Raw genomic sequence first — 26,099 nt, 5'->3', positions numbered from 1 at the left:
GCGATGGCGGACGACAGCATCGCGGTCGTCGACCTCGATCGGTGTCAGCCCGACCGCTGCAGTTACGAGTGCGCGAACTACTGCCCGCCGAACCGGACGGGCAAGGAGTGCATCGTCACCCGCGGGGAGTACTACGAGGAGGACGAACCGTACGACGGCGGCCCCGATCAGGTCCGGATCTCCGAGGAGGTCTGCCTCGGTGAGACCTGCGGCATCTGCGTCGAGAAGTGCCCCTTCGACGCCATCGAGATCATCAACCTCCCCACCGAACTCGAAGACGACCCCGTCCACCGCTACGGCGAGAACGCCTTCGCGCTCTACGGGCTCCCCGTCCCCGAATCGGGCACCGTGACCGGGATTCTCGGCCCGAACGGGATCGGGAAGACGACCGCCGTCCGCGCGCTCGCCGGCGAGATGATCCCGAACCTCGGCGAGTACGGCGACGAGCCGTCGTGGGAGACCGTCCTCGACCGCTTCCGGGGGACCGAGTTACAGACGTACATCGAGCGCGTGCAGGGCGGCGACGTCTCCATCGCCCGCAAGCCGCAGTACGTCGACCAGATCCCCAAGCAGTTCGACGGGACGACGATCGAACTGCTGGAGTCGACCGACGAGCGCGGCGCGCTCGACGACTACATCGACCGACTGGGAATCCGCCCGGTCGTCGACCAGCCGCTCGACACGCTCTCCGGCGGAGAGCTCCAGCGCGTCGCGCTCGCGGCCACGCTCGCTCGCGACCGCGACTTCTACTTCCTCGACGAGATCTCGCCGTATCTGGACATCGGCCAGCGCGTCACCGCCGCCCGACTCATCCGCGAACTCGCCGAGGACGAGGACCGCGCGGTGCTCGTCGTCGAGCACGACCTCGCGATCCTCGATCTGCTCGCGGACTCGCTGCACGTCGCCTACGGTGAGCCCGGGGCGTTCGGTGTCATCACCGATCCGAAGTCGGTCCGCAACGGAATCAACGAGTACCTCACGGGCTATCTCTCCAACGAGAACATGCGGATCCGCCCGGACGAGATCGAGTTCCACGAGCACGCGCCGCGGGAGACGTCGAAGTCGACGCCGCTCGTCGAGTACCCCGAGCTCTCGAAGTCCTACGGCGAGGGGGAGTTCTCCCTCGAAGTCGACTCGGGGACGATCTACGAATCGGAAGTGCTGGGCGTCGTCGGTCCCAACGGGATCGGGAAGTCGACGCTGGCGAAGCTGTTCACGGGCGCGCTCGAACCTGACGCGGGCGAACTCGACTTCCGGCTCGACATCGCGTACAAGCCGCAGTACATCGAGATCGACCAGCCGATGCGCGTCGACGCGTTCCTCTCGTCGATCACCGACGAGTTCGGCACCTCCTACTGGAACACCGAGATCGCGAACCCGCTCCAGCTGAACCGAATTATGGAGCGTAACCTCGACGACCTCTCGGGCGGGGAGCGCCAGCGCGTCGCCATCGCGGCGTGTCTCTCCGAGGACGCCGACCTCTACGTGATGGACGAGCCCTCCGCGCACCTCGACGTCGAGCAGCGCGTGCAAGCGACGACGGCGATCCGCCGCTACGCGGAGAACCACGACGAAACGGTGCTCGTGATCGACCACGACATCTACATGATCGATCTGCTCGCCGACCGGCTGATGGTGTTCGACGGCGAGCCCTCCGAGTACGGGCACGCCTCGACGCCGCAGGAGATGCGCGAGGGGATGAACGACTTCCTCGCGGACCTCGACATCACGTTCCGCCGCGACGAGCGGACCCAGCGCCCGCGGATCAACAAGCCGGGGTCCCAACTCGACCGCAAGCAGAAGAAGCAGGGCGAGTACTACTACGCGCCCTGAGCGCTCTCTGATCGCGCTCCGAAACTGCCGGACTGCGCCCCGATAGCCGAAGACGATCGTTACTCCGACGGCGACGCCGACAGCGTCGCCGCCGGCCCACTGAAACTCTCCTCGATCGACACGTCGTACCCGAAGGCGCGGACGACCGCGACGTTCGTTCTGACGTGGTCGGTGACGCGCGGGATCCGCACCCGACCGCCCGCCAGCGCGAGCCAGACCACGAGTTGGTCTCCGAGGTGGGCGTCGATGGAGGCGTCCGTCTCGGCCCACTGAACCGCCGCGTCCACCGCCTCGGCGGCGACGTCCTCGGAGAGGACGCCTCGTTCGCCGTACGCGGCGAACCCCGCTCGGAACTGCTGACTGCTGGCTGACGACGAACCGCTCTCGGCGACGAGCGTGACGACCGCGCCGGGCGATCGAGATTCGACGTACCCCACGTGTACGGCGGGATCGACCGCCATCTCCTGGTCGACGAGCGACGCCGCTGCGGTCTCCGCGAGTCGGTCGGCGACCGAGGCGTCTTCGAGCGCCTCGGCGGAGACCGCGTAGATCGACCACTCCATTGATTCACCGCGACGGACGTCGAGATCGATCGGCGCGAGCGCGGACCGCCGGACGTCGACGACGAGTTCCCCGCCGCCAGCGGGATAGAACCCCCGTCGATGCACCTCGACGTCGGCGTCGAGGCCACCGGCGCGGAGGAGCGGGAGTTTGACGTGGCGGAGGTAGTCCGTCGGCGGGGACCACTTCACGTCGGTCCCGCCGCCGAGCGTCGCGCGGACCGGCGTCGAGAGCCGGCCCGCGAGCGGCAGTAGCGCGTCCGCGACGAGCGTGACGCTCCCGGCGGTACCGACGTCGACCGCGACTTCGACGGGTTCAGAACCGTCGGTATCGCTATTCGCCCGGATCCCGAGCACGCCATCGGAACCACCCGGATCGAAGGTAAGCGTCTCCGAGCCGACGTCCGCACCGGAAACGTCGGCGTCGGCGAGGTCCGCCAGCAGGTCGACGCAGGCGAGGTGCTGGCGTTTGAGTCCCGGGTTCGACCGGTTCCCGCGGACGTTCTCCATCCGAAACGGACGGCCGTCGAGGACCGACAGTGTCAGCGCCGTTCGGATCAGCTGTCCGCCGCCGTCGGTGCCGTCCAGTTCGAGCATCTCGCGGGTCACTTGGGCCCGCGACTCACTTCACCACGGTCACCGGCACGCTCGCGTGACCGACGAGCCCCTTAGCGACGCTCCCGACCATCCCCTCGACGCGCCCGGAGAGCCCGCGGTGGCCGACGACGATTCCGTCGACGGCGCCGTCGGCGTACTCGACGATGCTGTCGACGGGATCACCGTAGAGCAGCGTCGTCTCGACTGCGACGCCCGCGGATTCGGCCCGGGAACGGGCGTCCTCGAGTACCTCCTCGCCCCGCTCCTCGGCGACTTCGATGTCCTCGGTGTAGATCCGCTGGCCGACCTCGGCGTTCGTCGGCGCTTCCTCGCCCCCTTCGACGAGGACTCGCGGCTCGACGGCGTACGCGACCACGAGCGACCCGTCGACGCGCGACGCGAGGTCGATCGCGTGTTCGAGCGCCTCGGTACTCGATTCTGATCCGTCGACGGCGACGAGAAACTTCATATACGAATAACAGGATTTCCCGCCGTTTAGCTTTAACGCGGGTGCTGCGAGTTAGTTAGTCAGAATATTGGTATTTATGAGATTAAGTATGTTTACTTATATATTCAACTTGCGTTTTTAGCGCTTCAAATCATTTTCTACTCTATTTTATATATTAATCAAATTTCCCATACTATGTCAGATACTTGTAGTTGAGTTTTTTATATACTTTGGGAGGCAGGATCGAGCCGTTCACAACTCGCAGCCGCGAGGCGACGGGAGTCACGGATTCGATGGGTCCGCCGTGGGGGGGCCCGGTCCGAACAGCGCTACAGGCTACAATTTATATATTAGGGGACGGCGTATCGGAGTGTATGGAATCAATAGCGGTCGTAGTAGATAGCGATAGCCCCAGTGAACAGCTTCTCGACGCGGCGAAACGCCACATCGCGGGAACCGATCTCGAGGTGGTCGTCTGTCGGATCGTCGACCGTGACGAGTACCAGTCAGAAGTCCGCCGAAAGGCGGAGTCGAAAGAGCGCTTCGACAGCATCGAGGCGGTCGAGGCGGAGGCGACAGCGGAGGCGGAGGCCGTCGCGTCCGCGTCTTTCGAGGGCGTCGCTCACACGGCTGTCGGACGCGTCGGAACTATCCCCGAAGACGTTCTCGACATCGCCACAGAGATGAACAGCACGCACGTGTTCGTCGGCGGGAAGAAGCGGTCCCCGGCGGGGAAGATGCTCTTCGGCGACGACGCGCAGAAACTCGTTCTCGACTTCGACGGCCCGGTCACGATCGTCACCGACGAGTAGCGTGGCCGCTCTTCGGTCGATCGAGAGAGAAATACCGCAAAGAAGACTGAGAGCTACGACCGACTCCCGCCAATCCGGGAGAGGCCGCCCGCGATCTCCCTGAAGTACGGCGAGAAGAACGTGATCACCGACAGGACCAGTAGGATCGCCACGATCGGCTTCGTGACGACCGGACCGACCGCACCACCGCTGATTGACAGCGCGCGTCGGATCCCCAGTTCGATGATGGGAGCGAGGACGATCGCGAGCACGATCGGCCCGACGGGGAAGTCGAACTTCTTCAGGACGTACCCGAGAACCCCCATCGAGAACATCAACCACGCCTGCCGGAGCGTGTTCTCGAGCGCGAACGTCCCGACGATCGTCAAGACGGCGATCACCGAGAACAGGATCGCGCGCGGCGTCTCCAGAACCCGGACGAACACCGGGAGAAGGAGGAACGCGACCACGACGAAGAAGATGTTCGCGAGGATGAAGCCGCCGAACCACATCCAGAGAAGGTCAGACTGCTGCGTGAACAGCTCTGGACCCGGACTGATGTTCAGGATGTTGAGCGCGCCCAGCATCACCGCAGTGGTCCCGCTCCCGGGAATGCCCAGCGTCAGAAGCGGGATCATCGCGCCGCCGGTCGCGGCGTTGTTCGCAGATTCGGAGGCCGCGACGCCTTCGATGACGCCCGATCCGAACTCCTTGCCACGGTGTGCGATACGCTGTGCGATCCCGTAGTGGATGAACGAACCGAGCGTCGACCCCGAACCGGGGAGCGTCCCGATGAAGGATCCCACGAACATCCCGCTCACGATGACGCGGGCGGACTCGCGGATGTCCGACAGCGACGGGAACGTCGAGTCGACGCGCTGGCCGAATCCCTTGACGGACTCGTGGATCGTCTCCACGTTGAGAAGCACCTCCGAGACCGCGAAGAGGCCGATGAGTGCGGCGATGAAGTCGATCCCGTCTGTCAGCAGGAGCGTATCGAGCGTGAACCGACTGTACCCGGAGACCGGATCGCGACCGATCGTCGCGATGAAGATCCCCAGAGCAGTCCCGACGAGCCCCTTCGCGAGGCTATCGCCGGAGACTGCCGAGACGAGGCTCAGTCCGAATATCGAGATCGCTGCGATCTCTGCGGGACCGAAGTTGAGCGCGAACTCGGCGAATGGCGGCCCGATCGTGATGAGCACGATGACACTGAACAGCCCGCCGACGCCGGACGCGAGTGCAGCGATTCCCAACGCGCGACCGGATTCCCCGTTTTTCGACATCGGGTAGCCGTCGAACGTCGTCGCGGCCGCGGCCGTCGTCCCGGGAGTGTTGATCAGAATTGCGGCGACAGATCCCCCGTACTGCGCTCCGGCGTAGATGCCGAAGAAGAAGATCATCGCCGGGATCGGGTCCATCCCGAAGGCGACCGGCAGCAAGATCGCGACCGTGACCGAGGCGTTGAGTCCGGGAATCATCCCGGCGGAGACGCCGATGATCACCGACGCGATGGTGATCCCGATCAGATAGGGATCGGTGAAGATCTCGAACATCGCTCCGACTTGTAATGTGGTTTGGCTAATCATAGGTACTCACAAGATCCCAGTGGTTACGTCACGGAGGATCGGCGACGGAAGCGGCAATCCTAACGCCGTAGTGAAGACGAGGTAGATCCCGAAGGTGAACGCGATAGCGAGGACTGCAGCGAGGATGTAGCGTCGGAACCCGTTCGTGACGAACAGCAAGAACAGGAGCGCGACGGTCGAAACGCCGAATCCGATGGCCTCGAATACCCACATGTATCCGGCGCACAGCACGATAAACACGAAGACGCGCAGTCCGTCCCGCACGTTCATCTCCACGACTTCGTCGTCTATCGTTCCCTTTCTCCGTCTCCAGAGCCTGAGTACGAGTAAGTAGACACTCATCGCTACCATCGTGATACCGGCCACCTGCGGAAAGAGACGGGGACCGACCCCGGCACCGAACGGGTTCTCCAGCGGGAGGTTCAGTTGACTGTAGATGGCAGCGAACAAGCCGAGGACGCCGAGCAGTATCACTATCGCGATCTCGCCTGTGCTCTTGCGCAGGCGGAGTGTCCTGTCGAGCCGATCCCGGACCGTGTTCGCGTCTAGCTCCATCAGCTATCCGAGTAGACGCCGAGGTTGTTCTCTTGGAACACCTCGGTGAACCGTTGGTTGACTCCCTCGACGTAGTCGTAGAATTCCTCGCCGCGGAGGAACGCGGGGTTGACGTTGTTGTTGTCGGCGTACTCCTCGAACTCGGTGCTGTTGTAGATCTCCTCGTAGAGGTCTCGGAGATATTCGACCTGTTCGTCGGGAGTGTCCCCGTGCACGACGGTTCCGCGGAACTGCTCGACGACGATCTCGGTGTCGAACGCCTGACTGACGTACGGGACGTCCGGGTAGAGTTCGAGTTCCTGACCCGAGAAGTGCAACATATACTGCACCTCGCCGGATTCGCGCATATCGCTGACTTCGCTCGGTGCGGTCACCGCGGCGTCGACGTCGCCAGCGAGGAGTGCGGAGACCTGCTCGCCTCCGCCGGAGAACGGAACGATCTCCGCGTTCATATCCGTCCGCTGACTCAGGAGGAACGCGGCCGTGTGGTCCTGCGTTCCGACGTCGAAGGACGCGATCGAGACGCGGTTTTCGGCCGCGTAATCGCGGAACTCCTGAATGTTGTTGAAGCGGTCGTCGTCGCCACGGGTCACGAGGAGGATCGGTTCGACACCCATCCGCGCGATCGGCGTGAAGTCTTCGTACGAGATTCCGATGTCACGGGAAAGCGGCGTCACGACGAGGTTCGTCGTCACGTTGAGTATCGTGTATCCGTTGGGATCCTGATCGAGGGTGTAGCGCATCCCCGCTTCGCCACCGCCACCGGTCTGGTTGATAGCTCGGACGTCCACCGGGAGGAGGTCGTTCTCGCGGATCGACCGCACGTACCCCTGTCGAACGATCGTGTCGCTGCCGCCGCCTCGGCTGGCCCACGCGACGATCGTCATCCGCTGGGACGGGTAGTCGCTACCGCTTCCCGAGCCGTCACCCGAACTGTCACCGGAACCGTCGCTCGAACTGTCTCCGGAGCTATCACCGGAACTGTCACCATCACCGCTCCCATCGCCACCCGAGGAACAGCCTGCGAGTCCCGCAAGCCCTGCAGCAGACGTCCACTTCAGGTAGTCGCGTCGAGTTGGTAATCTGTCGTTGGTCATAGGTTGACTTTCTCCCCAGGAGCGCTACGTGTGAGTACGGTACGCATTCTCCTTTGGGGCTGATAGACAATGTTTGCACATACCACATAAATCTTTCGTGTTAATTGGCAGTAAGCACAGTACCGCGACGACGTGAACGCTAATGCATCGGGACGCCGCCGCGAAAAAAGATTGGCCCGAAGGTGTCCAGCGGTCGCGAAATTAATCGACGCGGTACTCCTCGAAGACGGTCTCGTCGATCGTGACGCCGAGACCCGGCTCGGACGGCGGGTCGATCCGACCGCCGTCTTGGACGTAGATCGCCTCTTGGTTCTCGACGTACTGCCCGGCGATGTAGGTACCGGGATCGTCGATGTCGTCGTCCAGGACGGCGAATTCGATGAGCGAGCACTGACGGCTGGCCGCGGCGACGTGGAGACTGGCGGCGTAATTGATCGCCGGTCCGAGAGCGTGGGGGACCATCTCCTTGTTGAACGCTTCGACGAGGCTCGCGACGCGCATCGCCCCGGTGATACCGCCCACGTAGTCGACCGACGGCTGGTAGATGTCGAGCGCGTTCGCCTGGAGGTGATCCAGCGCCGGGTAGTGCGGCGTGTGCGTCTGGTAGCCCGAGATCGGGACGTCGACCGCCTCGTTGAGCTGGGCCTGTCCTTGGATGTCGGTGTGGGCGATCGGCTCCTCGAACCACTCTACCTCGTGTTCGCCCGCAGTTTCGGCGACCGCACGAGCGTCCGTGTAGTTGTAGGAGGTGTTCGCGTCGATCGCGAGTCCGAATCCGTCCGGACTTCCCTCGGTGATCGTTCGGATCCGGTGTCGGTCCTCCTCGACGCCGAAGCCCGCGCCGATCTTCATCGCCTCGAAGCCCTTGTCGTTGAGCCAGTGCGCGTAGTCGACCAGTTCGTCGGCCTCCTTGTCGACGGGGAAGGTCGCGTACGCGTTGACCGTCCCGGTCTGTCCGCCGAGCAGTTCGTAGACCGGGAGTCCGGCCTTCTTTCCGACGATGTCCCAGAGGGCCTCGTCGATCGCACTGAGTGCGCCGTACGCTCCCGCACGCTTCACGTGGAGGTACAGTTCGTGCCAGATGTCTTTGACGTTCCGCGGGTCTTTGCCGACGACGTGGCGACCCATCGCCTCGATGGACTGCGCCAGGAACCGGTTGTTCTCTTCGGACCGGTAGAACGATTCGCCGAGCCCGGTGATCCCGTCGTCCGTGTGAACTTTCACGACGACCGAACTGATGTCCAGTTCCCGCGCGCCGACCTGTGCCGGGAGAGAGGCGGCGTCGACGGCGCTGCCTAGAACTGCAGTTTCGATATCGATGACTTCCATTGCAGTTCGGTAGTACAGTTTATGTTATAAAAATATGCGGGTGGGTCGCGACTGGTGCTGTCACAGCACGTGTCGGCTCCACCCTCCATCGACGCTCAGTACCTCGCCCGTGATATAACTCGATCGTGGCGAGGCGAGGAACGCGACCGCGTCGGCGAACTCTGACGGCTCGCCGGGCCGATCCATCGAAACCTCTTCGACTCGCGACTGGAGCGCCTCCTCCCGCGAGAGGTCTCGCTGTTCGGCCCGCCGCTGGACTTTGTACTCGATCCGGTCGGTCATGATGAATCGGGGCGTGATCGCGTTCGATCTGACGTCGGGGGCGTACTCACGCGAGATGGTCTTCGCCAAACCGTAGAGGCCGAGTCTGAACATGTTCGAGATGGCGTGGCCACGCGGTGGTTCGCGGGCCGACGCACTGGTGACGGTAATCAGGGACCCGATGTCGCTCGCCTCGAGGTGGGGTAACACCGCCTCCGTCAGCCAACGAGTGCTACTGATAACGCTTCGGTAGCTATCGTCCCACTGCTCTTCGGTCGCCTCCTCGAACGTCACCGCCGGCGGCCCGCCGTGGTTGTTCACGTGGACGTCGACGCCGCCGAACGTGTCCACGGTGTCGTTCACTAACCGCTCGATCTGATCTCGGTCTGTGATGTCGCAAACGGCCGGTAACACCCGTTCTTCGTCGACCCCAACGGTTTCGCGGAGGCTCTCGGCCGCTTCCTCGACGCTGTCGACCGATCGCGAACAGATCGTGACGTTCGCGCCCTCTTCGAGGAACCGTTCCGCCGTGGCGTAGCCGATACCCTTGCTGGAGGCGGCGACGATCGCGGTGCGATCGGTCAGTTCCAGATCCATCACGCAGACGATGGGAAACGTCGTATAAAACTCTTTGCCACTCTGTGCCGTGCCGTGCGAAAAGCTAATAAATGAGAGGATAGCAACTACCGGCTATGCCAGAAACGGCAGAGCTAGCTGAGTTTGTAGCATCCACTACGTACGACGAGATTCCATCCGAAGCGGTGTCCCACGCGAAGGAAGCGATCCGCGACTACGTCGGCGTGGCACTGTACGGATCTCACCACGAAGTCGGGGACAAAATTTCGGCGTACACCTCCACGTACGGCGGCGACGGACCGGCAACGGTCTTCCAACGGGAGTCTCGTTCGGCACCTGCCGCTGCGCTGGCCAACGGCGCGTTCGGGCACGCGATCGACTACGACGACACGTTCGAATCGATCGTCATCCATCCTACCTCGCCGATCTTCGCCGCATCACTCGCGGCGACCGAGGAAGTCGACGGATCGACCGAGGACCTCCTCGTCGGCTACGTCGTCGGCTGCGAAGCGGCGTACCGCGTCGGGCAGAGCACCTATCCCGAACACTACCAGAACGGCTGGCACAGTACCGGAACGGCGGGATCGTTCGGTGCGACGGCGGCCGCGGCGTCGGTGTTCGACCTCCCGCAGTCGGAGATCCACCACGCGCTGGGTATCGTCGGCTCCGCGTCCTCCTCGTTGAAAAAGAACTTCGGGACGATGACGAAACCGCTGCACGCCGGTCACGCCGCGCAGATGGGCGTTCGGTCCGCGTTGCTCGCTCGCGACGGATTCACCGCGGATACTGAAATCCTCGAAGGCGACATCGGCTACAGCCAGGTGATGACTGTCGATGGGGCGTACGATCCCGAAGAGATCACCGATGGCCTCGGCGAGGAGTGGGCCGTCCGCGACATCGGATACAAGCCGTACCCATCGGGGGTCATCACACACGCGGCGATGGACGCGATGCGGACGTTGGTGAAGGACCACGACCTCACGCCCGACGACGTCGAGGAAGTCGTCGTCACCTCGAAGACGCCGCCTCGGAGATGCTGATTCACGCCGAACCGGACGACGCCCTGCAAGCGAAGTTCTCGATCGAGTTCTGTCTCGCCGCCATCTTGCGCGAGGGGGACGCCGGGATCCACGAGTTCACCGACGAGTACGTGACCCAGGAGGCGACGCGCGACGCCATCTCGAAGGTCTCTCGCGCGTTCGAGGAGGACCTCTTCGGCGACGACTTCGCCGGATACGGGGCGATCGTCCGCGTCCGGACCGACTCCGAGGAGTACTACAACGAGGTACGGTACGCCCCGGGGAGCCCGAACAACCCCGTCAGCGAGGACCGACTGCGGAGCAAGTTCTTCGAGTGCGCCGAGTCACGGCTCAGTCGGTCGGACGCCGAAGCGCTCGAAGAGTCGATCCTCGATCTCGAAGAGACCGACCTCGACGTTCTCACCGGATACCTCGGCTAAACCGTCCCTCCTCACGTTTTTTCGCGATCTACTGTCCGAGCACCGCCAGCGTCCCAGTCAGTAGGCCACCCAGTACCACGGCGACGAACACCACCCCGAACGCGGCGCTGAAACCGGAGACGTCGGCGACGAATCCCACGACGGCTGGTGAAGCGGCTCCGACGACGATCATCCCCGTTCGGATGATGCCGAGGCTCCCGCCGCCGATGTCGTTGGGGATCAGCGTCATCAGATACGAATCGCGGACCGGGCGGAAGCTGTGGAAGGTCGTTCCCAACAGGAGTGTGAGCGCGCTGACGACGAGTACCCCCTCGGCGAACAGGAGACCGGCGACGGTGGCGACCATCCCGGCGAAGGTCCCAAATCCGACCCACAGCTGTCCGATCGAATCGCTGACTTTCCCCGTGACCAACTGGCTCAGACTGACCACGAAGAACGCGCTGTAGAGCACGCTCGACAGCTGTGTCGAAATCCCCTTCTGTTCGGTGAGATACAGCGGCAAGAACGCCGAAACGCCGTTCCAAGCGAACGTGAACGCCATCGTCACGACGACGAACACGAGGAGTCGCCAGTCCGAGAGGAGCGTTAGATAGCGCCGACGGACGGTTCCAGCCTCCTCCTCGCTTTCGTCTTCACGCGTTCGGGACGAAACGGAGACCGTCCGGATTCGCGTTTCGCTAATCGCCGCCAAGAGCAGGCAGAGCAATCCTCCGACCGCGAACGTCCACTGCCATCCGATCGACGACAGAAACGCGACCGCGGCGAGTGGGGCGACGACGCCGCCGAACTGCCCGACAGTGTCGAGGATGCCGAGACACCAACCCGTCCGGTCCGGATACCGATTCGAGACCATATTGATCGAGATCGTCTTGTGGCCGGCGGTCGTCGCGCCCATCAGAACCGCGAGTCCGAAGAGCAGCACGAAGCTCTGTGCGAGTAGAATCGCGACACCGACGCCACCGAACAGCACCGCCCCCAGCGCGATACTTCGAGACCGTCCGATGCGATCGGAGATCAATCCAGCAGGAAACTGCATAACCGCGTACGCCATCATCAACGACGTGAAGAGCAGTCCCGTCTCGGTGTTCGAGACACCGTACTCCGTTTGGAACGTCCCGAAAAGCGGGGGGAACGCAAACCGGAGGAACTGCACGAGAAACCAGAGGATCGAAATGAGCACGAGGGGTTCGTACTCCTCGTACAGCGTACGCACCCTCCCATCGGTCCGTCGTTCTAGCACGACTGGTCGAACGACGCAGCGGGTGTTAATTCATTCGTTCCGAGAGAGACCGCTCCGTCAGCAATCGTTCCGTCGAGGCAGACGCACCGTTCGACTCTACGTTACGGGAGAGGACATATTTATACTAGAGGCGCACACAAGGCGTGTATGGACGAGATACCGACAGTCCAGACAACGGAGACCTCTCTCGAAATCATCCGTGTGTTGAAGACGCTCGGTGGGGCGACTCTCTCCCGCGTCTCCCGGGAACTGGAGGTGTCGAAGAGTACCGCGCGGACGCATCTTCAGACGCTGCGGAAGCACCAGTACGTCGTGATGGACGACGACGGGGTCTTTCGGCTCAGCCTCGAGTTCTTCGACACCGGTGAGCGAGTGCGGAGCAGGATACCGATCTACGAACCGGCGATTCCGATCGTCGACGAACTCGCCGAGAAGACGAACGAGAAGGCGCAGATAATGGTGCTGGAGAACACGGCCGGGTACTACATTTATCGGATGAAGGGTCGCCAAGGCGTCAGCACACGCGCCGGACGCCAAGCCGAACTCCACTGCACCTCGGCCGGGAAAGCGATACTCGCGTTTACCGACCGCGACAGAGTGAGAGAGATACTCGACGAACACGGGCTTCCCGAACGAACCGATCGAACGATTACCGATCGAGAAGCGTTCATCGATACGCTCGATCAAATCAGAGAGCGAGGTTTCTCCGTCAACGACGAAGAGCGGCTCAGAGGGCTGAGGGCTGTTGGAGCCCCCATCCTCGACGAAGACGACACTGTCCTCGGAGCGATCAGTCTATCCGGTCCGACGACCCACCTCCGGGGCGATCGATTCCGCGAGGAACTGCCAGAACTCGTGATGCAGAGCGCCGACGTCATACACATCAGGACAGAGTACTCGTAGCACTCTGCAGTCGATTTTCCAGACGAAACTGGTAGAGATGAACGACCTGTATGGGAGAGCGAAACGATCTCGGGTCCCACCGTCGAATAACGACTTGATCTGGTGACTCACGGACGTTAGTCACATACACCGGGGCCTCGCTTCGGCGACTCCAAACGACTCGTTCGGATGTGTGATTTGGTAGTGATCCACAACCGGTTCGGCGAGGAGGGACAGGCAATCCGACAAAAGCACATCAAAATAACATCTGTACACTCGTTACAATTTTGAGAGTCTGAGAGATAGCGACTTGACTCGGTTCAGTCTCTCGCTTCAGTGTTATTTGGTTTTGCAGGCCAATTTAGGGACAGATTAGTAAGTATTCATTTATAGTTTGTTGTCTGTTATTTATATTGTATACGCGTATAAAATAGCTATATGAAAGATATCGACCCGAATTCATTATCATAAATTTATTTTAGATCACTCTTTTTAACGATATAATTATGAATAGATGCCGGAGTGTTTAGAAAGCGCGTAGCTCAGTCGAGACCGAGCCGCGACTTCGTGCCCTGCCGATCGAGTTTCCCGCTCGGTGTGCGGTCGATCGCGGTCACGAAGTGGTACTCGCGCGGGCGCTCGTGGCTGGCGACCGCCTCGCTGTCGAGCATCCACGCTTCGAGGTCGTCCTCGGTCAGGTCCGCGCTCCCTTCGACGATCGCTGTCACTTTCTGCCCGTACTCCGGGTCGTCGACGCCGACGACCGCGGCGTTCGTCACGTCGGGATGCCGTTCGAGCCCCTCCTCGATCGGCTCCGGCGTGATCTTCACGCCCTTCGATTTGATCTGGAAGTCGATGCGGCCCTCGATGTAGAGGAAGCCCTCCTCGTCGAGATATCCCTTGTCGCCCGAGCGCCACCAGCCGTCCTCGAAGGCGGCCTCGCCGCGCTCGTCCTCCCACATCCACGCGGGAGCCTGATAGCTCTTGACGGCGATCTCACCGCTCTCGTTCGGCGGCAGCGTGTCCTCGACCGTGCCGTCGGGATCGACGATTCGAACCTGCGTCCCCGACTGGGGCTTCCCGACGCTCTCGATGCGCTCCTCGGTCAACTCGTTGTTGTAGAGGACCGTCGAGTGGATCTCCGTCGATCCGTAAGACTGGTTGATGTTCTCGCAGATCCGGTCGCGGAGTCGAGTCAGCGTTTCCGGGTTCAGTTTCTCCCCGGTGGAGTTGATCGACCGCAGCGAGTCGAGATCGTAGTCCTCGGGACCGGCTTCGAGGATCTCCTTCCACATCGTCGGAACGAGCACCGCTCGGGTGATGTCGCGCTCGTCGACGACCTCCAGCCAACGCTGGGGGTCCCACTCGGGCATGTAGTAGGTGCTCTCACAGCCGAGCAGCGAGCGAGTGAGGAAACTCGTCCAGATCAGGAACGACGGTTGGTTGACGACCAACTGCTTGTCAGAGCGGGTGAACCCCGAACGGGTGCCGAGTTCCATTCCCTTGAGGAACATCGTCCGGTTCGTGTGGCACCAGCCCTTTGGATGGCCAGTGCTGCCGGAGGTCCACGCGATGGTCACGGTGTCGTCCTCCTCGACGAGGATGTCGGGTTCGTCGGGGTCGGCTGCAGCGAGCCGCTCGGAGAGCCCCGTCTCGTACTCCCGTTGGGGCTCGCCGGTGCTGAACACGGCCGTGAGTCGGTCTAACTGCGGCTCTCCGACCATCTCGGCGAAGGCGTCGGAGCGGTCCGAGTCGACGATCGCGAGCGTCGGCTTCGTCCGGTCGAGACAGGAGCGGAACGAGCCCGGCGCGATGCGCTTGTGCAAGTTCGTCGTGATCGCCCCCGCCTTGAGCGCCCCGTTAAATAGGATCGCGTGCTCGACCGACGGCTTCGAGAACAGCGCGATCCGGTCGCCCTTGCCGACGTACTCGCCGAATACGTTCGCCGCCTTGCGGCTGCGCTCTTCGAACTCCGCCCACGTGACCGATTCGGTGGCGTCCTCGAAGGCGATCGAATCGGGGCTCTTGACCGCGTTGTGCGCCGAGAGGTCCTTCAGCGCCGGAAGCTGGTTGTGAATGCGTTCCATACTGCGCTACTTGTCGATGAACTCGGGGAAGAGGCGACTGTGCGGCGGCTCGATGTCGTAGATGTCACAGAAGTTCCCGCCGAGGATCTTGTTGAGTTCGTCCTGCGGGACGTTGTGGTCCATCGCGTACTTGTTCAGCATCCGCAGCGACGTCCCCCAGTAGTCCGGCTGGTGGGCGGGGACGCCGTCGGCGCTGAACTGCTCCCAGCGCATCGAGGGGAAGTCCATCGGGCTCTCGGAGTTGTTCGACTTCGCGACCATCGACGCGCCCCAGTCGGTGCCCCACAGCAGCTGGTCGGGTCCGATGTCCGGGTCGTTCATCGGCCGGTTGAGGATGTCGTCCCACCACAGCCCCACTTCGAGGTAGACGTTGTCGTGCTGGGCCGCGACCATACAGGCGCGCTCGACGTTGTACCGCCAGTGGCCCTGAATGCCGCCGTGCTCGAACACGAGGTCGACGTCGGGGTACTCGTGGATGATGTCGGTGGCGTTGAGCGGGTCGCGCCAGTCCGGCAGTTTGTCCTGCTCGCGGAGGCCGCCCGCCTGGTACCCGGAGGCCGCGCCGGGATGCCAGCGGATCGGCACGTCGTGCTTCGCGGCGAGGTCGAAGTACTGACGGATCTCCTGTTTGCGTTCGCGCCACGTCATCCGCTCTTCGACCAGCGGGTCCGAGGGCATGAACTCGCCGATGCCGACCATCCCGTCCCACGAGAGGACCTCGTCGAGTTCCTCGACGGCGCGCTCGGTCGTCCACTCCTCCTCGCCCCGCATCGCGGCTTTCTTCGTCTGGACGGGGTACGCGCAGGCGACGAACTTGTCGGGGTGCTTGTCGATGATCTGCTTGTTGATCTCGTTGTTCATCCCGAACGCAGGGAGTAGAAGCGACATATCGACGCCGTAGGAGTCCATGTCGTAGACGAGCCGATCGGAGTTGTCGTAGACGATGACCGCGTCGTCCTCGTCGGCCTCGTCGGCCGGGGTCGCCGTGTGCATCAACTCGCCGAGTCGGGAGTACTCCGCGTCCTCGTCGCTCTGGTTGAATCTGACCGCGTGTCGCTGGCCGTGGACGTGGGTGTCCACGACGAATCGTCCGAGTTTCATTCTGGCTCAGCGGTTCGCTCGAACGGTAATAATCTTTCCGTTAGGACGGACGTCGACGGTCGACATCGACGCTACTCGGCCCGGAGCGACACCGACTGCCGGTCCGATAGGCGCCAGTAACTAACCGAAATGACCGGACCATAGTTCGAGGCCGTAACGTCCGCGTTGACCCGATTTCGGCTCATCACCCGTCGGTTTTGCGGCTTCGTGTTCGGTCGATACTGTCGGAGATCGTCCCCAGTCGTGCCGTTATCCAATGCGAAACGTACAGCCTCCGAGCCCCCGTTAGGTAGGTTGCCTGCGATGGGGTTACAATCGACCGATCGGGGGCGAGCGTAGCGATCGAAATTTCCACGTTCGATCATCGAGAGCGCCATCGAAGACGAACTTTCTGCACACTGCCGGGTGTAGTGCGCCTGCGAGAGGCTTCGGACGCTCTCCGACTGGCGCATTATCCAATAGTAAACATTGATGGGGTTCCGGACGAGACGAGAGGTATGGCCGCGCCTGCGAACCACCCGATCAAATCCCTCGAAAAGACGGCTCGGATCATCGACGTGCTCAAGCGTCGACGATCCGCGCAGTTGCGGGAGATAGCCGACGAACTGGATTTGAACAAGAGCACGGTCCACAATCACCTGGCGACGCTCCGCGAGCACGAGTACGTGGTCAAGTCCGGCGACGAGTACCGGTTGAGCCTCCAGTTCCTCCACATCGGCGGCGTGCTCAGAAACGAGGTCGACCTGTACGACGCGGCGAAGGCGAAACTCGACCAACTCGCCGAAGAGACCGGCGCGTTGGTCACGCTCGCGACGCACGAGCGGGGACTGGGCGTCGTTCTCTACCGGGCGAAGGGCGAGGACGCCGTCGAGATCGACACGCACGTCGGCAGTCAGCTCACCCTCCACAACTCGGGGCTCGGGAAGGCGATCCTCGCGCACCTCCCGCGGGAGCGCGTCGAGGAGATCGTCGCCGATCGGGGCCTCCCCGCGACGACCGAGAACTCGATCACCGACGAGGACGAACTGTACGCGGAACTGGACAGAATCGCCGAACAGGGCTACGCCTTCGACGACGAAGAGAACTGGCGCGGGCTGCGCTGCGTCGCCGCGCCGATACTCACCGACGACGGCGTCGTGAAGGGCGCGATCAGCCTCTCCGTCCCGAAGAGCCAACTCGCGAGCGACGCGGAGCGCCGGACGTACGTCGACGATATCAAAAACACCGCGAATCTCATCGAACTACGGATCACGTACTCCTGAGCGGATCCGCCGTCGATAATTCGGAGCGCCCGCACACTCAGTGACGTTCCGTAGAATAACATATGTACGTTTGTCATTTTTGCAGTGATCCCACACCGGAGGCTCGCAGTGAATAAAAGCGGTTCGGCCGTATTTTACGATGTGAAATGGGCGTCGGGGAACCGCCAGTTACCGGTCGATCGCTCGGTCGAGTAGTTCGATCGGGTGCGGCGGGTGTTCGTCGACGATCGTGCTGTCGCCGATCTGACTGCGGCAGGAACCGCCTGGGGCGACCACCTGAGTCGCCTCGCTCGCGCGGATCTTCTCGAACAGCAGTTCGGCGATCGACTGGGACACCTCGTAGTGTTCGGCCTCGTAGCCGAAGCTCCCGGCCATCCCGCAACAGCCCGAGTCGAGCGGGTCGACCTCGTAGCCCGCCCGGCGAAGCACGCCGACCGCGTGGTGGTCCTTTCCGGCCGCGTGCTGGTGGCAGTGACCGTGATACGCCAGCGACTCGCCGATTCGGTCCGTCCGCACCGGCAGGTCCTCGACGAGTCGGTGGACGTCGAGGTACTCGCAGACGCCGTAGGCGTGCCGGGAGACGCGCTCGGCCGCGTCCGTGCTCAGAAGGTCCGTGTACTCGTCTTGGAAGACCACGGCGTCGCTCGGTTCGACCGCGACGATCTCCCAGCCACCGTCGAGGTACGTCGAGAACGCGTCGACGTTGCGCTGTGCCCGATCGGCCGCCCGGTCCAACAGTCCGAGGGAGTAGGCCGCCCGCCCGCTGGGCGCGAGGTCCGACGGTATCCGGACGTGAACGCCGGCGGCTTCGAGGACGCGAACCGCCGCCTTCCCGGGCTCGGGGTAGCTGTAGTTCGTGTACGTGTCCGGGAACAGCACGACCTTTCGGTCGGCTTCTACTTCCGAAATGGTCGGTCCGCGACGCCGGAACCACTCGACGAGCGACTCGTCGGCGAACGGCGGCAGCGAGCGCTCGGGCGCGATCCCGAATACACGCTCCATCACCACCTCCGAGCCGGGAAGCGACGCGGCCCAGTTCGACAGCGGTGCCAGCCGAGAGCCCCACTTCGAGGCGGTGTCGATGTTGCCGAACAGCTTCGAGCGCAGGCTCGCGCCCTCCTCCTCGTGGTACCGGTGTTTGAGCTCCGTCTTGAGCTTCGCCATATCGACTCCGGTCGGACAGTCCGACTTGCAGCCCTTACAGCCGACGCAGAGGTCCAAGACGTCCTCCTGGAAGTCGGGGTCGGTCAGCCGTTCCTCGGGGATCTCCCCGCTGATCGCCGCGCGGAGCATATTGGCACGCCCCCGCGTCGCCGCGAGTTCGTCGTCGGTCGCGCGGTAGGTCGGACACATCACGTCGGCGTCCTGCTGGCGGCACGTCCCGCAGCCGTTACACAGTTCCACGAGGTGGGAGAACCCGCCCTCCGCGGAGAAATCGAGTTTCGTCTGCGGTTCGATCGAGGAGTACGCTGCGCCGTAGCGGAGGTGCTCGCGCATGTCCGTCGGATCGTCCTCGCGGTAGACGACCTTCCCCGGGTTCATCCGCCAGTCGGGGTCGAACGCGGTTTTGAGATCCTGAAACGCCGTCCAGAGGCGGTCGCCGTACATCTTCGGGTTGAACTCGGTCCGCGCGAGCCCGTCGCCGTGCTCCCCGGAGAACGCCCCGTGGTGTTCGACGACGATGTCGGTGACCTCGTCGGTGATCGACCGCATCGTCTGGATCCCCTGGTCCTCCTTCAGCGAGAGGATCGGCCGGATGTGGAGCGTGCCGCTGCCCGCGTGCGCGAAGTAGGCCGCCGACGTCCCGTGGTCCTCGAGGATGTCCATGAACTTCTGCGTGTACTCGGCCAGTTCCTCGGGCGGCACCGTGGCGTCCTCGATGAACGGGTACGGCTTGGGGTCGCCTTCGAGGCTCATCAACAGCGGAATCGCCGCCTTCCGGAGCTTCCAGAGGTCCGCCTGCGCCTCGTCGCTGTACGCCTCGATGACGTCGAAGGCGTCGCCGTCGTCGACGAACCGCTCGGTCACCTCCGCGATCGCCGACTCGAAGTCCCCGACGAGTTCGGAGTCGAACTCGACCATCAGCGCCGCGGCCGTGCCCTCCGGGATCGGCTCCTCGTAGCGGGCGTACTGCTCGGACTCCCGGGCCAGACGGAACACCTCCTCGTCCATCAGTTCCACCGCGCTCACGTCGTGTTCGAGCGCGCGGGGGACCGCTTCGAGCGCGTCGATCAGGTCGTCGAAGCAGTACAGCGCCAGCGCGGTCTCCTCGGGCTTCGTGACGAGCGAGACCTCCGCCTCGACGACGACGCCGAGCGTCGACTCCGCGCCGACGAACAGCTTCGAGAGGTTGATGACCTCCTCGCCGTCGTCGTTCTCGTAGATCACCTTGTCGAGGTTGTAGCCCGAGACGTTGCGCTTCAGATCGGGGTACCGCGCGTCGATCTCGTCGGCGTTCTCCTCGACCAGGCGGCGGACGGTCCGGTGCAGTTCGGCCTCCCGCGTCTCGGCGGCGACGAGTTCCTCCCACTCGGGGCCGTCGAGTACGATCTCTCCCGTCTCGACGAGGCTGCCGTCGGCGAGGACGACCGTCAGCCGCTCGGTGTAGGCGTCGGTGATGCCGTACCTGACGGAGTGTGCGCCCGTGGAGTTGTTCCCGATGCCGCCGCCGATCGTCGCGCGGTTCGAGGAGGCCGGGTCGGGCGCGAACTTCAATCCGTCTCTGGCCAACCGCTCGTCGAGGTGGTCCTGTACGACCCCGGGCTGGACGACGGCGCGCTGCTCGTCGGGGTCGACTTCGAGGATCTCGTCCAGATGCGTCGAGACGTCGACGACGAGACAGCCGGGACCGACGGCCTGCCCGCCGAGCGAGGAGCCGGTCCCCCGGGCGATGACCGGGACGTCGTGGTCGGCCGCGATGGAGACGGCGGCGCGCACGTCGTCGACGTCTTTCGGTTCCACGACGCCCGCGGGGCGGGCCTGATAGATGCTCCCGTCCGTGGCGTAGAGGATCTGCGCGTACTCGTCGAAGCGCACCGACCCGTCGACCGCCTCGCGGAGGGCCGCGGCCAGCGCCCGGTACTCGGGCGCTTCTTCCCGAGGGGACGGGAGAGAGCCGAGCCCATCGGATCCGTCGATGGTCTTTTGTGACATACGTCAGCGGTTGCGATGCGACGACGTAAAGATGAGGGATGAGGCGACCGGCGTGCGGGCGGCGCGTCACGGGACCGCCCGGGGGGCTACCCGGACGTGGTTATCAGTACGACCCCGGTCACGACGACACCGGCGGCCGCGATCAGTCGCCAGGAGACGCGTTCGAGGCGGTCGGGCATGAACAGCGCCGCGAGCACGACGACGAACAGCGTGTTCGTCACGACGATCGGGCTCACGATGTTCACCGGGGCGATCGAGAGCGCCACGTAGTACCCGAGCAGGAAGAGCGTGTTCGTGAGGCCGGCGAACACGAACCAGCGGGCGCTGGTCCCGCGGAAGACCGACCGGTCGGGGAGCGCGTCGTCCCACCAGAGGTACAGCGCGAAGCCGAGCGTGGCGGCGACTGACTTCACCGCGAGGCCGACCATCGGCGGGGTCCCCTCGTCGAAGCCGACGTTCGCGAAGATCGGCTCCCAGCCGACGGCGACCGCGGCCCCGAACGGGATCAGAATGCCGAGGAGGAGTTCGCGCCGGGGGAGGTCCTCGGGGTTGTCGTTGCTCGTCATCCACGCGATGACGGCGACGCCGCCGACGACGAGGAGGATACCGACGCCGTGAACGGCCGAAAACGTCTCGCCGAGGAAGATGACGCCGAGGACCGTCGAGATGAGCGCCCACGAGGCGATGATCGGCGCGGTCCGACTCGCACCGATCTTGTCGATGCTGACGAAGTTCAGCGCGCGGCCGATCAGGGTGCCGAGGACGCCGGCGACCGCGAACGATCCGAGCGAGAGCCACGTCAGCCCGTAGTCGGGGTAATAGCGCACCGCCACCACTGGGAGCAGGACGGCGACGTTGACCAGCGCGACCACGAGAATCGCGTCTTCGGTCCGGCCGTCGTCGGTCCCCTTGCGCACGCTCAGGTTCGACGTGGCCGAGGAGACCGCCGCGCCGACCGCCAGCCCGATCGCCAGCAGGTGTGAGATCTCGGCCATCTGTGTGAGCGTCGCCACCGTCCAGTAATACTCTTTCGCAACGTCGGCGCGAGGGGTGTAGCGGGCGGTCGGATGCAGATAGTTTTATTGACGCGGTGTTACGTAGGGCATCGTATGCTGGACGCACCAGACACCGACCCGCTTAACCCGCCGGAACGAACGCTGATGGGGCCGGGACCGAGTGAGGTCCACCCGCGAGTGCTCCGGATCATGAGCGCGCCGCTCATCGGTCACCTCGATCCGGCGTTCATCGAGATTATGAACGAGGTCCAAGACCTCCTGCGCTACACGTTCCAGACGGAGAACCGCTGGACGATCCCGGTGAGCGGAACCGGGTCGGCGTCGATGGAGACCGCGTTCGGGAACCTCGTCGAACCGGGCGACACCGTGCTCGTGCCGACGAACGGCTACTTCGGCGGCCGGATGGAGTCGATGGCCCGGCGCGCGGGCGGCGAGGTCGTCCACGTCGACGCGCCGTGGGGCGAACCCCTCGACCCCGACGACGTCGCCGCGGCGTTCGAGGTCCACGACCCCGACGTGTTCGGGTTCGTCCACGCCGAGACGAGCACGGGCGTGCTCCAACCGAACGTCTCGGAGCTGACGAGCATCGCCCACGAGCACGACGCCTACGTCATCGCCGACTGCGTGACGTCGCTGGGCGGCGTCGAACTCCGCGTCGACGAGTGGGACATCGACGTCGCCTACTCGGGCGGCCAGAAGTGCCTCTCCTGTCCGCCGGGCGCGAGTCCGCTGACGCTCAACGACCGGGCGATGGAGAAGGTGCTCGACCGCGACACCGAGGTCCGCTCGTGGTACCTCGACCTCTCGCTGCTCGAGGGCTACTGGGGCGACGACCGGTCGTATCACCACACCGCGCCGATCACGAACGTCTACGCGCTGCGCGAGGCGCTCCAGCTAGTGGCCGAGGAGGGCCTCGAAAACCGTTGGGAGCGGCACCGCGAGGTCGCCGGCGAGCTGAAGGCGGGACTGGAGGAACTGGGACTGGAGATGAACTCCGACGACGAGTTCTGGCTGCCGTCGCTGAACGCGGTTCGAATCCCCGACAGCGTCGACGACGGAGAGTTGCTCGCGGAACTGCAGGAGAAGCACGACCTCGAAATCGCCAGCGGGCTCGGCGATCTGGAGGGCGAGATCCTCCGGATCGGCTGTATGGGGTACTCCGCCCAGCGCAAGAACGTCGAGTTCGTCCTCTCGGCGCTCGAAGAGGCGCTGGCGAACCAGGGCTACGAGGCGTAGGTCGGGCCCGACTGCGACCGCACGGATTCGTCTTTATATTACTGCTCGACGCGGACGTCCAACACGGCCGGCGTCCCGCGTTCGACGGCGTCGAGCGCGTTTCGCAAGTCGGTTTCGAGCGACGCGAGGGAGTCGACGACGGCGGTGTGCGCGTCGACGACGCGGGCGGCGTGCGAGAGGTCCATAGTCGGCTCGAACTTGCTCTCGGGGACGTCCGCGGCCGCGGCGCTGCCCTCCGGGTGCTGATCGAGCGTCGACGTCCGGACGGCGTTCCACCGGGAGTTGTTGTACACGACCGTCAGCGACGGCGCGTCGTGGGCGGCGGCCATCCACGCCGAGGCGGTCGGGTTCGCGAAGACGTAGGAGCCGTCGCCGACGAGCGTGACCACCGTGTGGTCCGGCGCGGCCAGTTTGACCCCCGTCGCCGCGCCGGGGGCCCAGCCCAGCCCCGAGCCGTACGGCGAGCGGTAGCTCCCCGGGCGGTCGAGGTCGAGGTGTTCCAGGACCGTGCGCTTGTTCGTCGTCGTCTCGTTCAGCACGATCGCCGAGTCGTCGAGGACCTCGTCGATCGCCGCGGTCAACGCGGCGGGGGTGAGCGCTCCGGCCTCGCGGGCGTCCGCCAGCGAGTCCGCGCGCTCGCTCAGGCGCTCGTCGTGTCGTCGACGCCACGGCGTCGCGCGGGCACCGGTGTCGGCGGCCCCGTCCGCCCCGCCTCTACCTGTCTCCGCATCGAGTCGCTCCGCGACCGCGGCGAGCGTCGCGGCAGGGTCGGCGCGGATCGGGAGGTCGATCTCGAAGTCCCACAGCGGGTAGTGCCGCTTTTCGGGGTCGACGTCGACGTGGACGACGGTGACGTCGGAACCGACCGGCGGCTCCGAGCCCGGTTCCCACGGGACGTCGGCGTCGGCGATCACGACGAGGTCCGCCGCGTCCATCGCCTCGCGCGGCGCGAAGCCGACGTGGAGATCGTGCGTCCGGGGGAAGTTCAGCGCCGTCGGGCGCTGTTCGACGACGCCTGCGCCCGCGGCCTCCGCGAAGCGGACGAGCCGATCGACCGATTCGGCGGGGCGGTTGGCTCCGAGCTTGCTCGTGACGACGAGCGGGGCGTCGGCCTCCCGCACCATCGACGCGAGCCGATCGACCGTCGCCTCGTCCGCGGCGGAGGGGCGGGCGCTGGCGACGGAGTGCGACCCCGGCGTGGCGTCGACGGTCGTTTCGAGGGCCTCGCGCGTGGCCGTCAGATAGCTCGGTCCCTGCCGCGGGGTCGACGCGAGCGTCAGCGCGCGGGCGACGAACTCGTCGGGATCGGCGGGCGGGCGGTACTCGCCGGTCCACCGACAGTACTGTTCGAGGATCGCCTCTTGATCGTAGACGTCCTGGATGTACTGGATGCCGCTCGAACGCGCCCCGGGTTCGTCGCCGTGGGTGATCGGCGCGAGCCCCGCGAAGATGAAGACGGGGACGTCGCCGCGGTGGACGTTGTGGACCATCGCGCCGAGGTTCTGCGTCCCGACGTCGACGTGAACGAACACCGCTTGGGGTCTACCGGTCACCGCCGCGTAGCCGGCCGCCGCGCTCAGCGCGCCGGACTCGTGGGGGCAGAGCACGAACTCGGGGATCGCGTCGGGCTCCTCCTCGCGGAGTCGCGCCGCCGCTTCGAGGAGCGGCGGGTGGTCGGTGCCGAAGTTGCCGAACACGTACTCGACGTCGTACGCGCGGAGGGATCGGAGGATCACCTCTGCGGCAGTCAGTTCACTATCGTCCGTCCCGTCCGCTGCGGCCTCGCCCATATCGTCGAAGTGTTCCACACAATCGTATATAGGAGTTCGCTCTGTGACAGCGGGACTCCCGCTGTAGCGGCGGAAGCTACTCGAACCCCTGTATGTCCCGCCAGACGACGTCGTGCGCCGCCTGGAGCCGCTCGAGTTCCGCGTCGGCGAGATCCCACTCGACGATCTCGTCGACGCCGTCGGCGGTCAGCGCCACCGGGACGCTCAGACAGCCGTCGTCGAAGCCGTACTCGCCGTCGAGGACGGTCGACAGACAGAGCGGACCGGTCCGCTCCGGCGAGGCGATAGTTCGGAGCACCCGGAGTAGCCCCGCGCCGCTCACCCAGCGCGAGGAGTCCTCCAATCCCCGCTTTCCGGCGATCTCGAACGGAACCGCTCGGATCTCGTCGACGATCGCCTCCCGCTCGTCCCGCGCGAAGGAGACCGACTCGCCCTCGACGGTGGTCCGCGAGAAGATCGGAACGACGTGCTCGCCGTGTTCGCCCATCGTGGGACAGGACACGGCGGTCGGGTGGACGTCGTGCCGCCGCGCGATCGCGTCGGCGACCCGGGCGGTCTCCGCCAGCGAGAACCCGAGGACCGTCGAGCGCGGCCAGTCGAGCCGCGACCGGAGCCGGTAGACGATCCGGTCGACGGGGTTGGTGACGACGACCGTCGGCACCGGCTCGATCGACCGGAGATCGCGGGCGATGGCGTCGATCAGCGGGACGTTGGCGTCGAGCTCTCTCGAACGCGCTCCCTCCGCGCTGCGCGCTTCGTCGTCCGCGCTCGGTGCGACGCGGGCGGTGATGACCACGGCGTCGAGGTCGTGTTCGCCGATCGCGTCGGTCGGTGCGTGCGCGACCGTGCCGGGTCGGTTTCGTGGGTCCTGTCCGGTGAGCGGAGCCCCCGAGAAGTGGTAGTTCGCGTGTCGCAGGTCGGTGGCGTGCCCCCACGCGGCGTCTAAGTCCGCCTCGAAGAGCGTGACCGAGTTGCGCGGATCGTCGCAGACGAGGCCGTACGCGAGCGTCGACCCGATCGTGCTCGCACCGCCGATGATGCCCACGTGCATACCACGAGTGTCGGCGCAACCCGTTATATGTTGATCGGGCGTCGAGCGTCGTTTCGAGCGGGGCGGTCGGCTTCCGTAGCTTTGGTCGAAGCGATCGGCTACCGTGGCTTTCGAGAGGGGGTCTACCGCAGTGACGTTTGTCTGTCTCACGTCACCTACCGACAAGGTAATATACGAATGTACTCA

General features: G+C 64.5%; 21 protein-coding genes. 7 read left to right on the top strand and 14 right to left on the bottom strand.

Annotated elements, in window-relative coordinates; genetic code table 11:
• The first annotated feature begins 3 nt into the window (after positions 1–3).
• Positions 4–1,833, top strand: coding sequence for a ribosome biogenesis/translation initiation ATPase RLI (locus ACP99_RS09370; protein WP_049986353.1), 1,830 nt, complete (start codon positions 4–6; stop codon positions 1,831–1,833).
• Positions 1,834–1,892: 59 nt separating this feature from the next.
• Here the strand turns inward: ACP99_RS09370 and rtcA are convergent, their stop codons facing one another.
• Positions 1,893–2,990 carry an RNA 3'-terminal phosphate cyclase gene (gene rtcA, locus ACP99_RS09365; RefSeq protein ID WP_049986352.1) on the bottom strand — a complete coding sequence of 366 codons (1,098 nt, stop codon included), beginning with the start codon at positions 2,988–2,990 and terminating at the stop codon, positions 1,893–1,895.
• A gap of 25 nt (positions 2,991–3,015) precedes the next feature.
• Positions 3,016–3,459 carry a universal stress protein gene (locus ACP99_RS09360; protein WP_049986351.1) on the bottom strand — a complete coding sequence of 148 codons (444 nt, stop codon included), beginning with the start codon at positions 3,457–3,459 and terminating at the stop codon, positions 3,016–3,018.
• Between the two features lie 353 nt (positions 3,460–3,812).
• Between ACP99_RS09360 and ACP99_RS09355 the strand changes: the two genes are divergently transcribed.
• A complete protein-coding gene (locus tag ACP99_RS09355) occupies positions 3,813–4,250 on the top strand; it encodes a universal stress protein (RefSeq protein WP_049986350.1) in 438 nt (145 codons plus the stop codon).
• A 53-nt stretch (positions 4,251–4,303) separates the two neighbouring features.
• Here ACP99_RS09355 and ACP99_RS09350 read toward each other — a convergent pair whose 3' ends face one another.
• The 5 genes from ACP99_RS09350 to ACP99_RS09330 form a co-directional block, all read right to left on the bottom strand.
• Positions 4,304–5,785, bottom strand: coding sequence for a tripartite tricarboxylate transporter permease (locus ACP99_RS09350; protein ID WP_049986349.1), 1,482 nt, complete (start codon positions 5,783–5,785; stop codon positions 4,304–4,306).
• A 39-nt stretch (positions 5,786–5,824) separates the two neighbouring features.
• Entirely contained in the window at positions 5,825–6,373 is a 549-nt protein-coding gene (locus ACP99_RS09345) for a tripartite tricarboxylate transporter TctB family protein (RefSeq protein WP_049986348.1), read from the bottom strand.
• Positions 6,373–7,470 (bottom strand): tripartite tricarboxylate transporter substrate binding protein, encoded by a 1,098-nt coding sequence (locus ACP99_RS09340; protein WP_081927367.1) that lies wholly within the window; start codon positions 7,468–7,470, stop codon positions 6,373–6,375. Before ACP99_RS09340 ends, ACP99_RS09345 begins: the two co-directional genes overlap by 1 nt.
• Before the next feature lie 201 nt (positions 7,471–7,671).
• Complete coding sequence (locus ACP99_RS09335) at positions 7,672–8,799, bottom strand: mandelate racemase/muconate lactonizing enzyme family protein (protein WP_081927365.1); 1,128 nt, start codon at positions 8,797–8,799, stop codon at positions 7,672–7,674.
• Between the two features lie 60 nt (positions 8,800–8,859).
• On the bottom strand, positions 8,860–9,657 hold the full coding sequence (locus ACP99_RS09330) for an SDR family oxidoreductase (RefSeq protein WP_049986346.1): 798 nt from the start codon (positions 9,655–9,657) through the stop codon (positions 8,860–8,862).
• 95 nt (positions 9,658–9,752) lie between these two features.
• On the opposite strand from ACP99_RS09330, the gene ACP99_RS09325 reads away from it, so the two are divergent.
• Both ACP99_RS09325 and ACP99_RS09320 read left to right on the top strand, forming a co-directional pair.
• Positions 9,753–10,676 carry an MmgE/PrpD family protein gene (locus ACP99_RS09325; protein WP_081927363.1) on the top strand — a complete coding sequence of 308 codons (924 nt, stop codon included), beginning with the start codon at positions 9,753–9,755 and terminating at the stop codon, positions 10,674–10,676.
• Entirely contained in the window at positions 10,670–11,095 is a 426-nt protein-coding gene (locus ACP99_RS09320; protein ID WP_049986344.1) for an MmgE/PrpD family protein, read from the top strand. The genes ACP99_RS09325 and ACP99_RS09320 overlap by 7 nt, the downstream gene beginning before the upstream one ends.
• A gap of 28 nt (positions 11,096–11,123) precedes the next feature.
• On the opposite strand, the gene ACP99_RS09315 is transcribed toward ACP99_RS09320, so the two are convergent.
• The gene (locus tag ACP99_RS09315; protein ID WP_049986343.1) at positions 11,124–12,308 is read right to left on the bottom strand and encodes an MFS transporter; all 1,185 of its coding nucleotides are present in this window, start codon (positions 12,306–12,308) and stop codon (positions 11,124–11,126) included.
• A 174-nt stretch (positions 12,309–12,482) separates the two neighbouring features.
• On the opposite strand from ACP99_RS09315, the gene ACP99_RS09310 reads away from it, so the two are divergent.
• Complete coding sequence (locus ACP99_RS09310; RefSeq protein WP_049986342.1) at positions 12,483–13,238, top strand: IclR family transcriptional regulator; 756 nt, start codon at positions 12,483–12,485, stop codon at positions 13,236–13,238.
• Between the two features lie 521 nt (positions 13,239–13,759).
• Here ACP99_RS09310 and ACP99_RS09305 read toward each other — a convergent pair.
• Together ACP99_RS09305 and ACP99_RS09300 are read right to left on the bottom strand one after the other, a co-directional pair.
• The gene (locus ACP99_RS09305) at positions 13,760–15,304 is read right to left on the bottom strand and encodes a class I adenylate-forming enzyme family protein (RefSeq protein WP_049986341.1); all 1,545 of its coding nucleotides are present in this window, start codon (positions 15,302–15,304) and stop codon (positions 13,760–13,762) included.
• A gap of 6 nt (positions 15,305–15,310) precedes the next feature.
• Positions 15,311–16,405 (bottom strand): amidohydrolase family protein, encoded by a 1,095-nt coding sequence (locus tag ACP99_RS09300; RefSeq protein WP_049986340.1) that lies wholly within the window; start codon positions 16,403–16,405, stop codon positions 15,311–15,313.
• 497 nt (positions 16,406–16,902) lie between these two features.
• Here ACP99_RS09300 and ACP99_RS09295 point away from each other — a divergent pair, with 497 nt between their 5' ends.
• Positions 16,903–17,667, top strand: a complete 765-nt coding sequence (locus tag ACP99_RS09295; RefSeq protein WP_049986339.1) for an IclR family transcriptional regulator — start codon at positions 16,903–16,905, stop codon at positions 17,665–17,667.
• A 168-nt stretch (positions 17,668–17,835) separates the two neighbouring features.
• Here ACP99_RS09295 and ACP99_RS09290 read toward each other — a convergent pair whose 3' ends face one another.
• Positions 17,836–20,820 carry an FAD-binding and (Fe-S)-binding domain-containing protein gene (locus tag ACP99_RS09290; protein WP_081927359.1) on the bottom strand — a complete coding sequence of 995 codons (2,985 nt, stop codon included), beginning with the start codon at positions 20,818–20,820 and terminating at the stop codon, positions 17,836–17,838.
• An 86-nt stretch (positions 20,821–20,906) separates the two neighbouring features.
• On the bottom strand, positions 20,907–21,815 hold the full coding sequence (locus ACP99_RS09285) for a DMT family transporter (RefSeq protein WP_049986338.1): 909 nt from the start codon (positions 21,813–21,815) through the stop codon (positions 20,907–20,909).
• 114 nt (positions 21,816–21,929) lie between these two features.
• Between ACP99_RS09285 and ACP99_RS09280 the strand changes: the two genes are divergently transcribed.
• Positions 21,930–23,072: a pyridoxal-phosphate-dependent aminotransferase family protein gene (locus ACP99_RS09280; protein ID WP_049986337.1), complete on the top strand. Its 1,143-nt coding sequence runs from the start codon at positions 21,930–21,932 to the stop codon at positions 23,070–23,072.
• A 38-nt stretch (positions 23,073–23,110) separates the two neighbouring features.
• On the opposite strand, the gene ACP99_RS09275 is transcribed toward ACP99_RS09280, so the two are convergent.
• Positions 23,111–24,880, bottom strand: coding sequence for a thiamine pyrophosphate-requiring protein (locus tag ACP99_RS09275; RefSeq protein ID WP_197052414.1), 1,770 nt, complete (start codon positions 24,878–24,880; stop codon positions 23,111–23,113).
• Between the two features lie 58 nt (positions 24,881–24,938).
• The gene (locus ACP99_RS09270) at positions 24,939–25,913 is read right to left on the bottom strand and encodes a lactate/malate family dehydrogenase (RefSeq protein ID WP_049986336.1); all 975 of its coding nucleotides are present in this window, start codon (positions 25,911–25,913) and stop codon (positions 24,939–24,941) included.
• Positions 25,914–26,099: the final 186 nt, after the last annotated feature.

The organism is Halobellus rufus, assembly GCF_000739575.1.
GTDB lineage: Archaea > Halobacteriota > Halobacteria > Halobacteriales > Haloferacaceae > Haloquadratum > Haloquadratum rufum.
Note: the sequence above shows the minus strand (reverse complement) of the source record. Positions and strands in the feature narration are given on the sequence as shown.

Excerpts from the sequence above, each read along its gene's own strand:
- ACP99_RS09345 (WP_049986348.1), bottom strand. The coding sequence starts at position 6,373 with ATGGAGCTAGACGCGAACACGGTCCGGGATCGGCTCGACAGGACACTC.
- ACP99_RS09360 (WP_049986351.1), bottom strand. The coding sequence starts at position 3,459 with ATGAAGTTTCTCGTCGCCGTCGACGGATCAGAATCGAGTACCGAGGCG.
- rtcA (WP_049986352.1), bottom strand. The coding sequence starts at position 2,990 with ATGCTCGAACTGGACGGCACCGACGGCGGCGGACAGCTGATCCGAACG.
- ACP99_RS09310 (WP_049986342.1), top strand. The coding sequence starts at position 12,483 with ATGGACGAGATACCGACAGTCCAGACAACGGAGACCTCTCTCGAAATC.
- ACP99_RS09325 (WP_081927363.1), top strand. The coding sequence starts at position 9,753 with ATGCCAGAAACGGCAGAGCTAGCTGAGTTTGTAGCATCCACTACGTAC.
- ACP99_RS09280 (WP_049986337.1), top strand. The coding sequence starts at position 21,930 with ATGCTGGACGCACCAGACACCGACCCGCTTAACCCGCCGGAACGAACG.
- ACP99_RS09370 (WP_049986353.1), top strand. The coding sequence starts at position 4 with ATGGCGGACGACAGCATCGCGGTCGTCGACCTCGATCGGTGTCAGCCC.
- ACP99_RS09330 (WP_049986346.1), bottom strand. The coding sequence starts at position 9,657 with ATGGATCTGGAACTGACCGATCGCACCGCGATCGTCGCCGCCTCCAGC.
- ACP99_RS09290 (WP_081927359.1), bottom strand. The coding sequence starts at position 20,820 with ATGTCACAAAAGACCATCGACGGATCCGATGGGCTCGGCTCTCTCCCG.
- ACP99_RS09270 (WP_049986336.1), bottom strand. The coding sequence starts at position 25,913 with ATGCACGTGGGCATCATCGGCGGTGCGAGCACGATCGGGTCGACGCTC.
- ACP99_RS09295 (WP_049986339.1), top strand. The coding sequence starts at position 16,903 with ATGGCCGCGCCTGCGAACCACCCGATCAAATCCCTCGAAAAGACGGCT.
- ACP99_RS09355 (WP_049986350.1), top strand. The coding sequence starts at position 3,813 with ATGGAATCAATAGCGGTCGTAGTAGATAGCGATAGCCCCAGTGAACAG.
- ACP99_RS09335 (WP_081927365.1), bottom strand. The coding sequence starts at position 8,799 with ATGGAAGTCATCGATATCGAAACTGCAGTTCTAGGCAGCGCCGTCGAC.
- ACP99_RS09350 (WP_049986349.1), bottom strand. The coding sequence starts at position 5,785 with ATGTTCGAGATCTTCACCGATCCCTATCTGATCGGGATCACCATCGCG.
- ACP99_RS09300 (WP_049986340.1), bottom strand. The coding sequence starts at position 16,405 with ATGAAACTCGGACGATTCGTCGTGGACACCCACGTCCACGGCCAGCGA.
- ACP99_RS09320 (WP_049986344.1), top strand. The coding sequence starts at position 10,670 with ATGCTGATTCACGCCGAACCGGACGACGCCCTGCAAGCGAAGTTCTCG.
- ACP99_RS09305 (WP_049986341.1), bottom strand. The coding sequence starts at position 15,304 with ATGGAACGCATTCACAACCAGCTTCCGGCGCTGAAGGACCTCTCGGCG.
- ACP99_RS09285 (WP_049986338.1), bottom strand. The coding sequence starts at position 21,815 with ATGGCCGAGATCTCACACCTGCTGGCGATCGGGCTGGCGGTCGGCGCG.
- ACP99_RS09340 (WP_081927367.1), bottom strand. The coding sequence starts at position 7,470 with ATGACCAACGACAGATTACCAACTCGACGCGACTACCTGAAGTGGACG.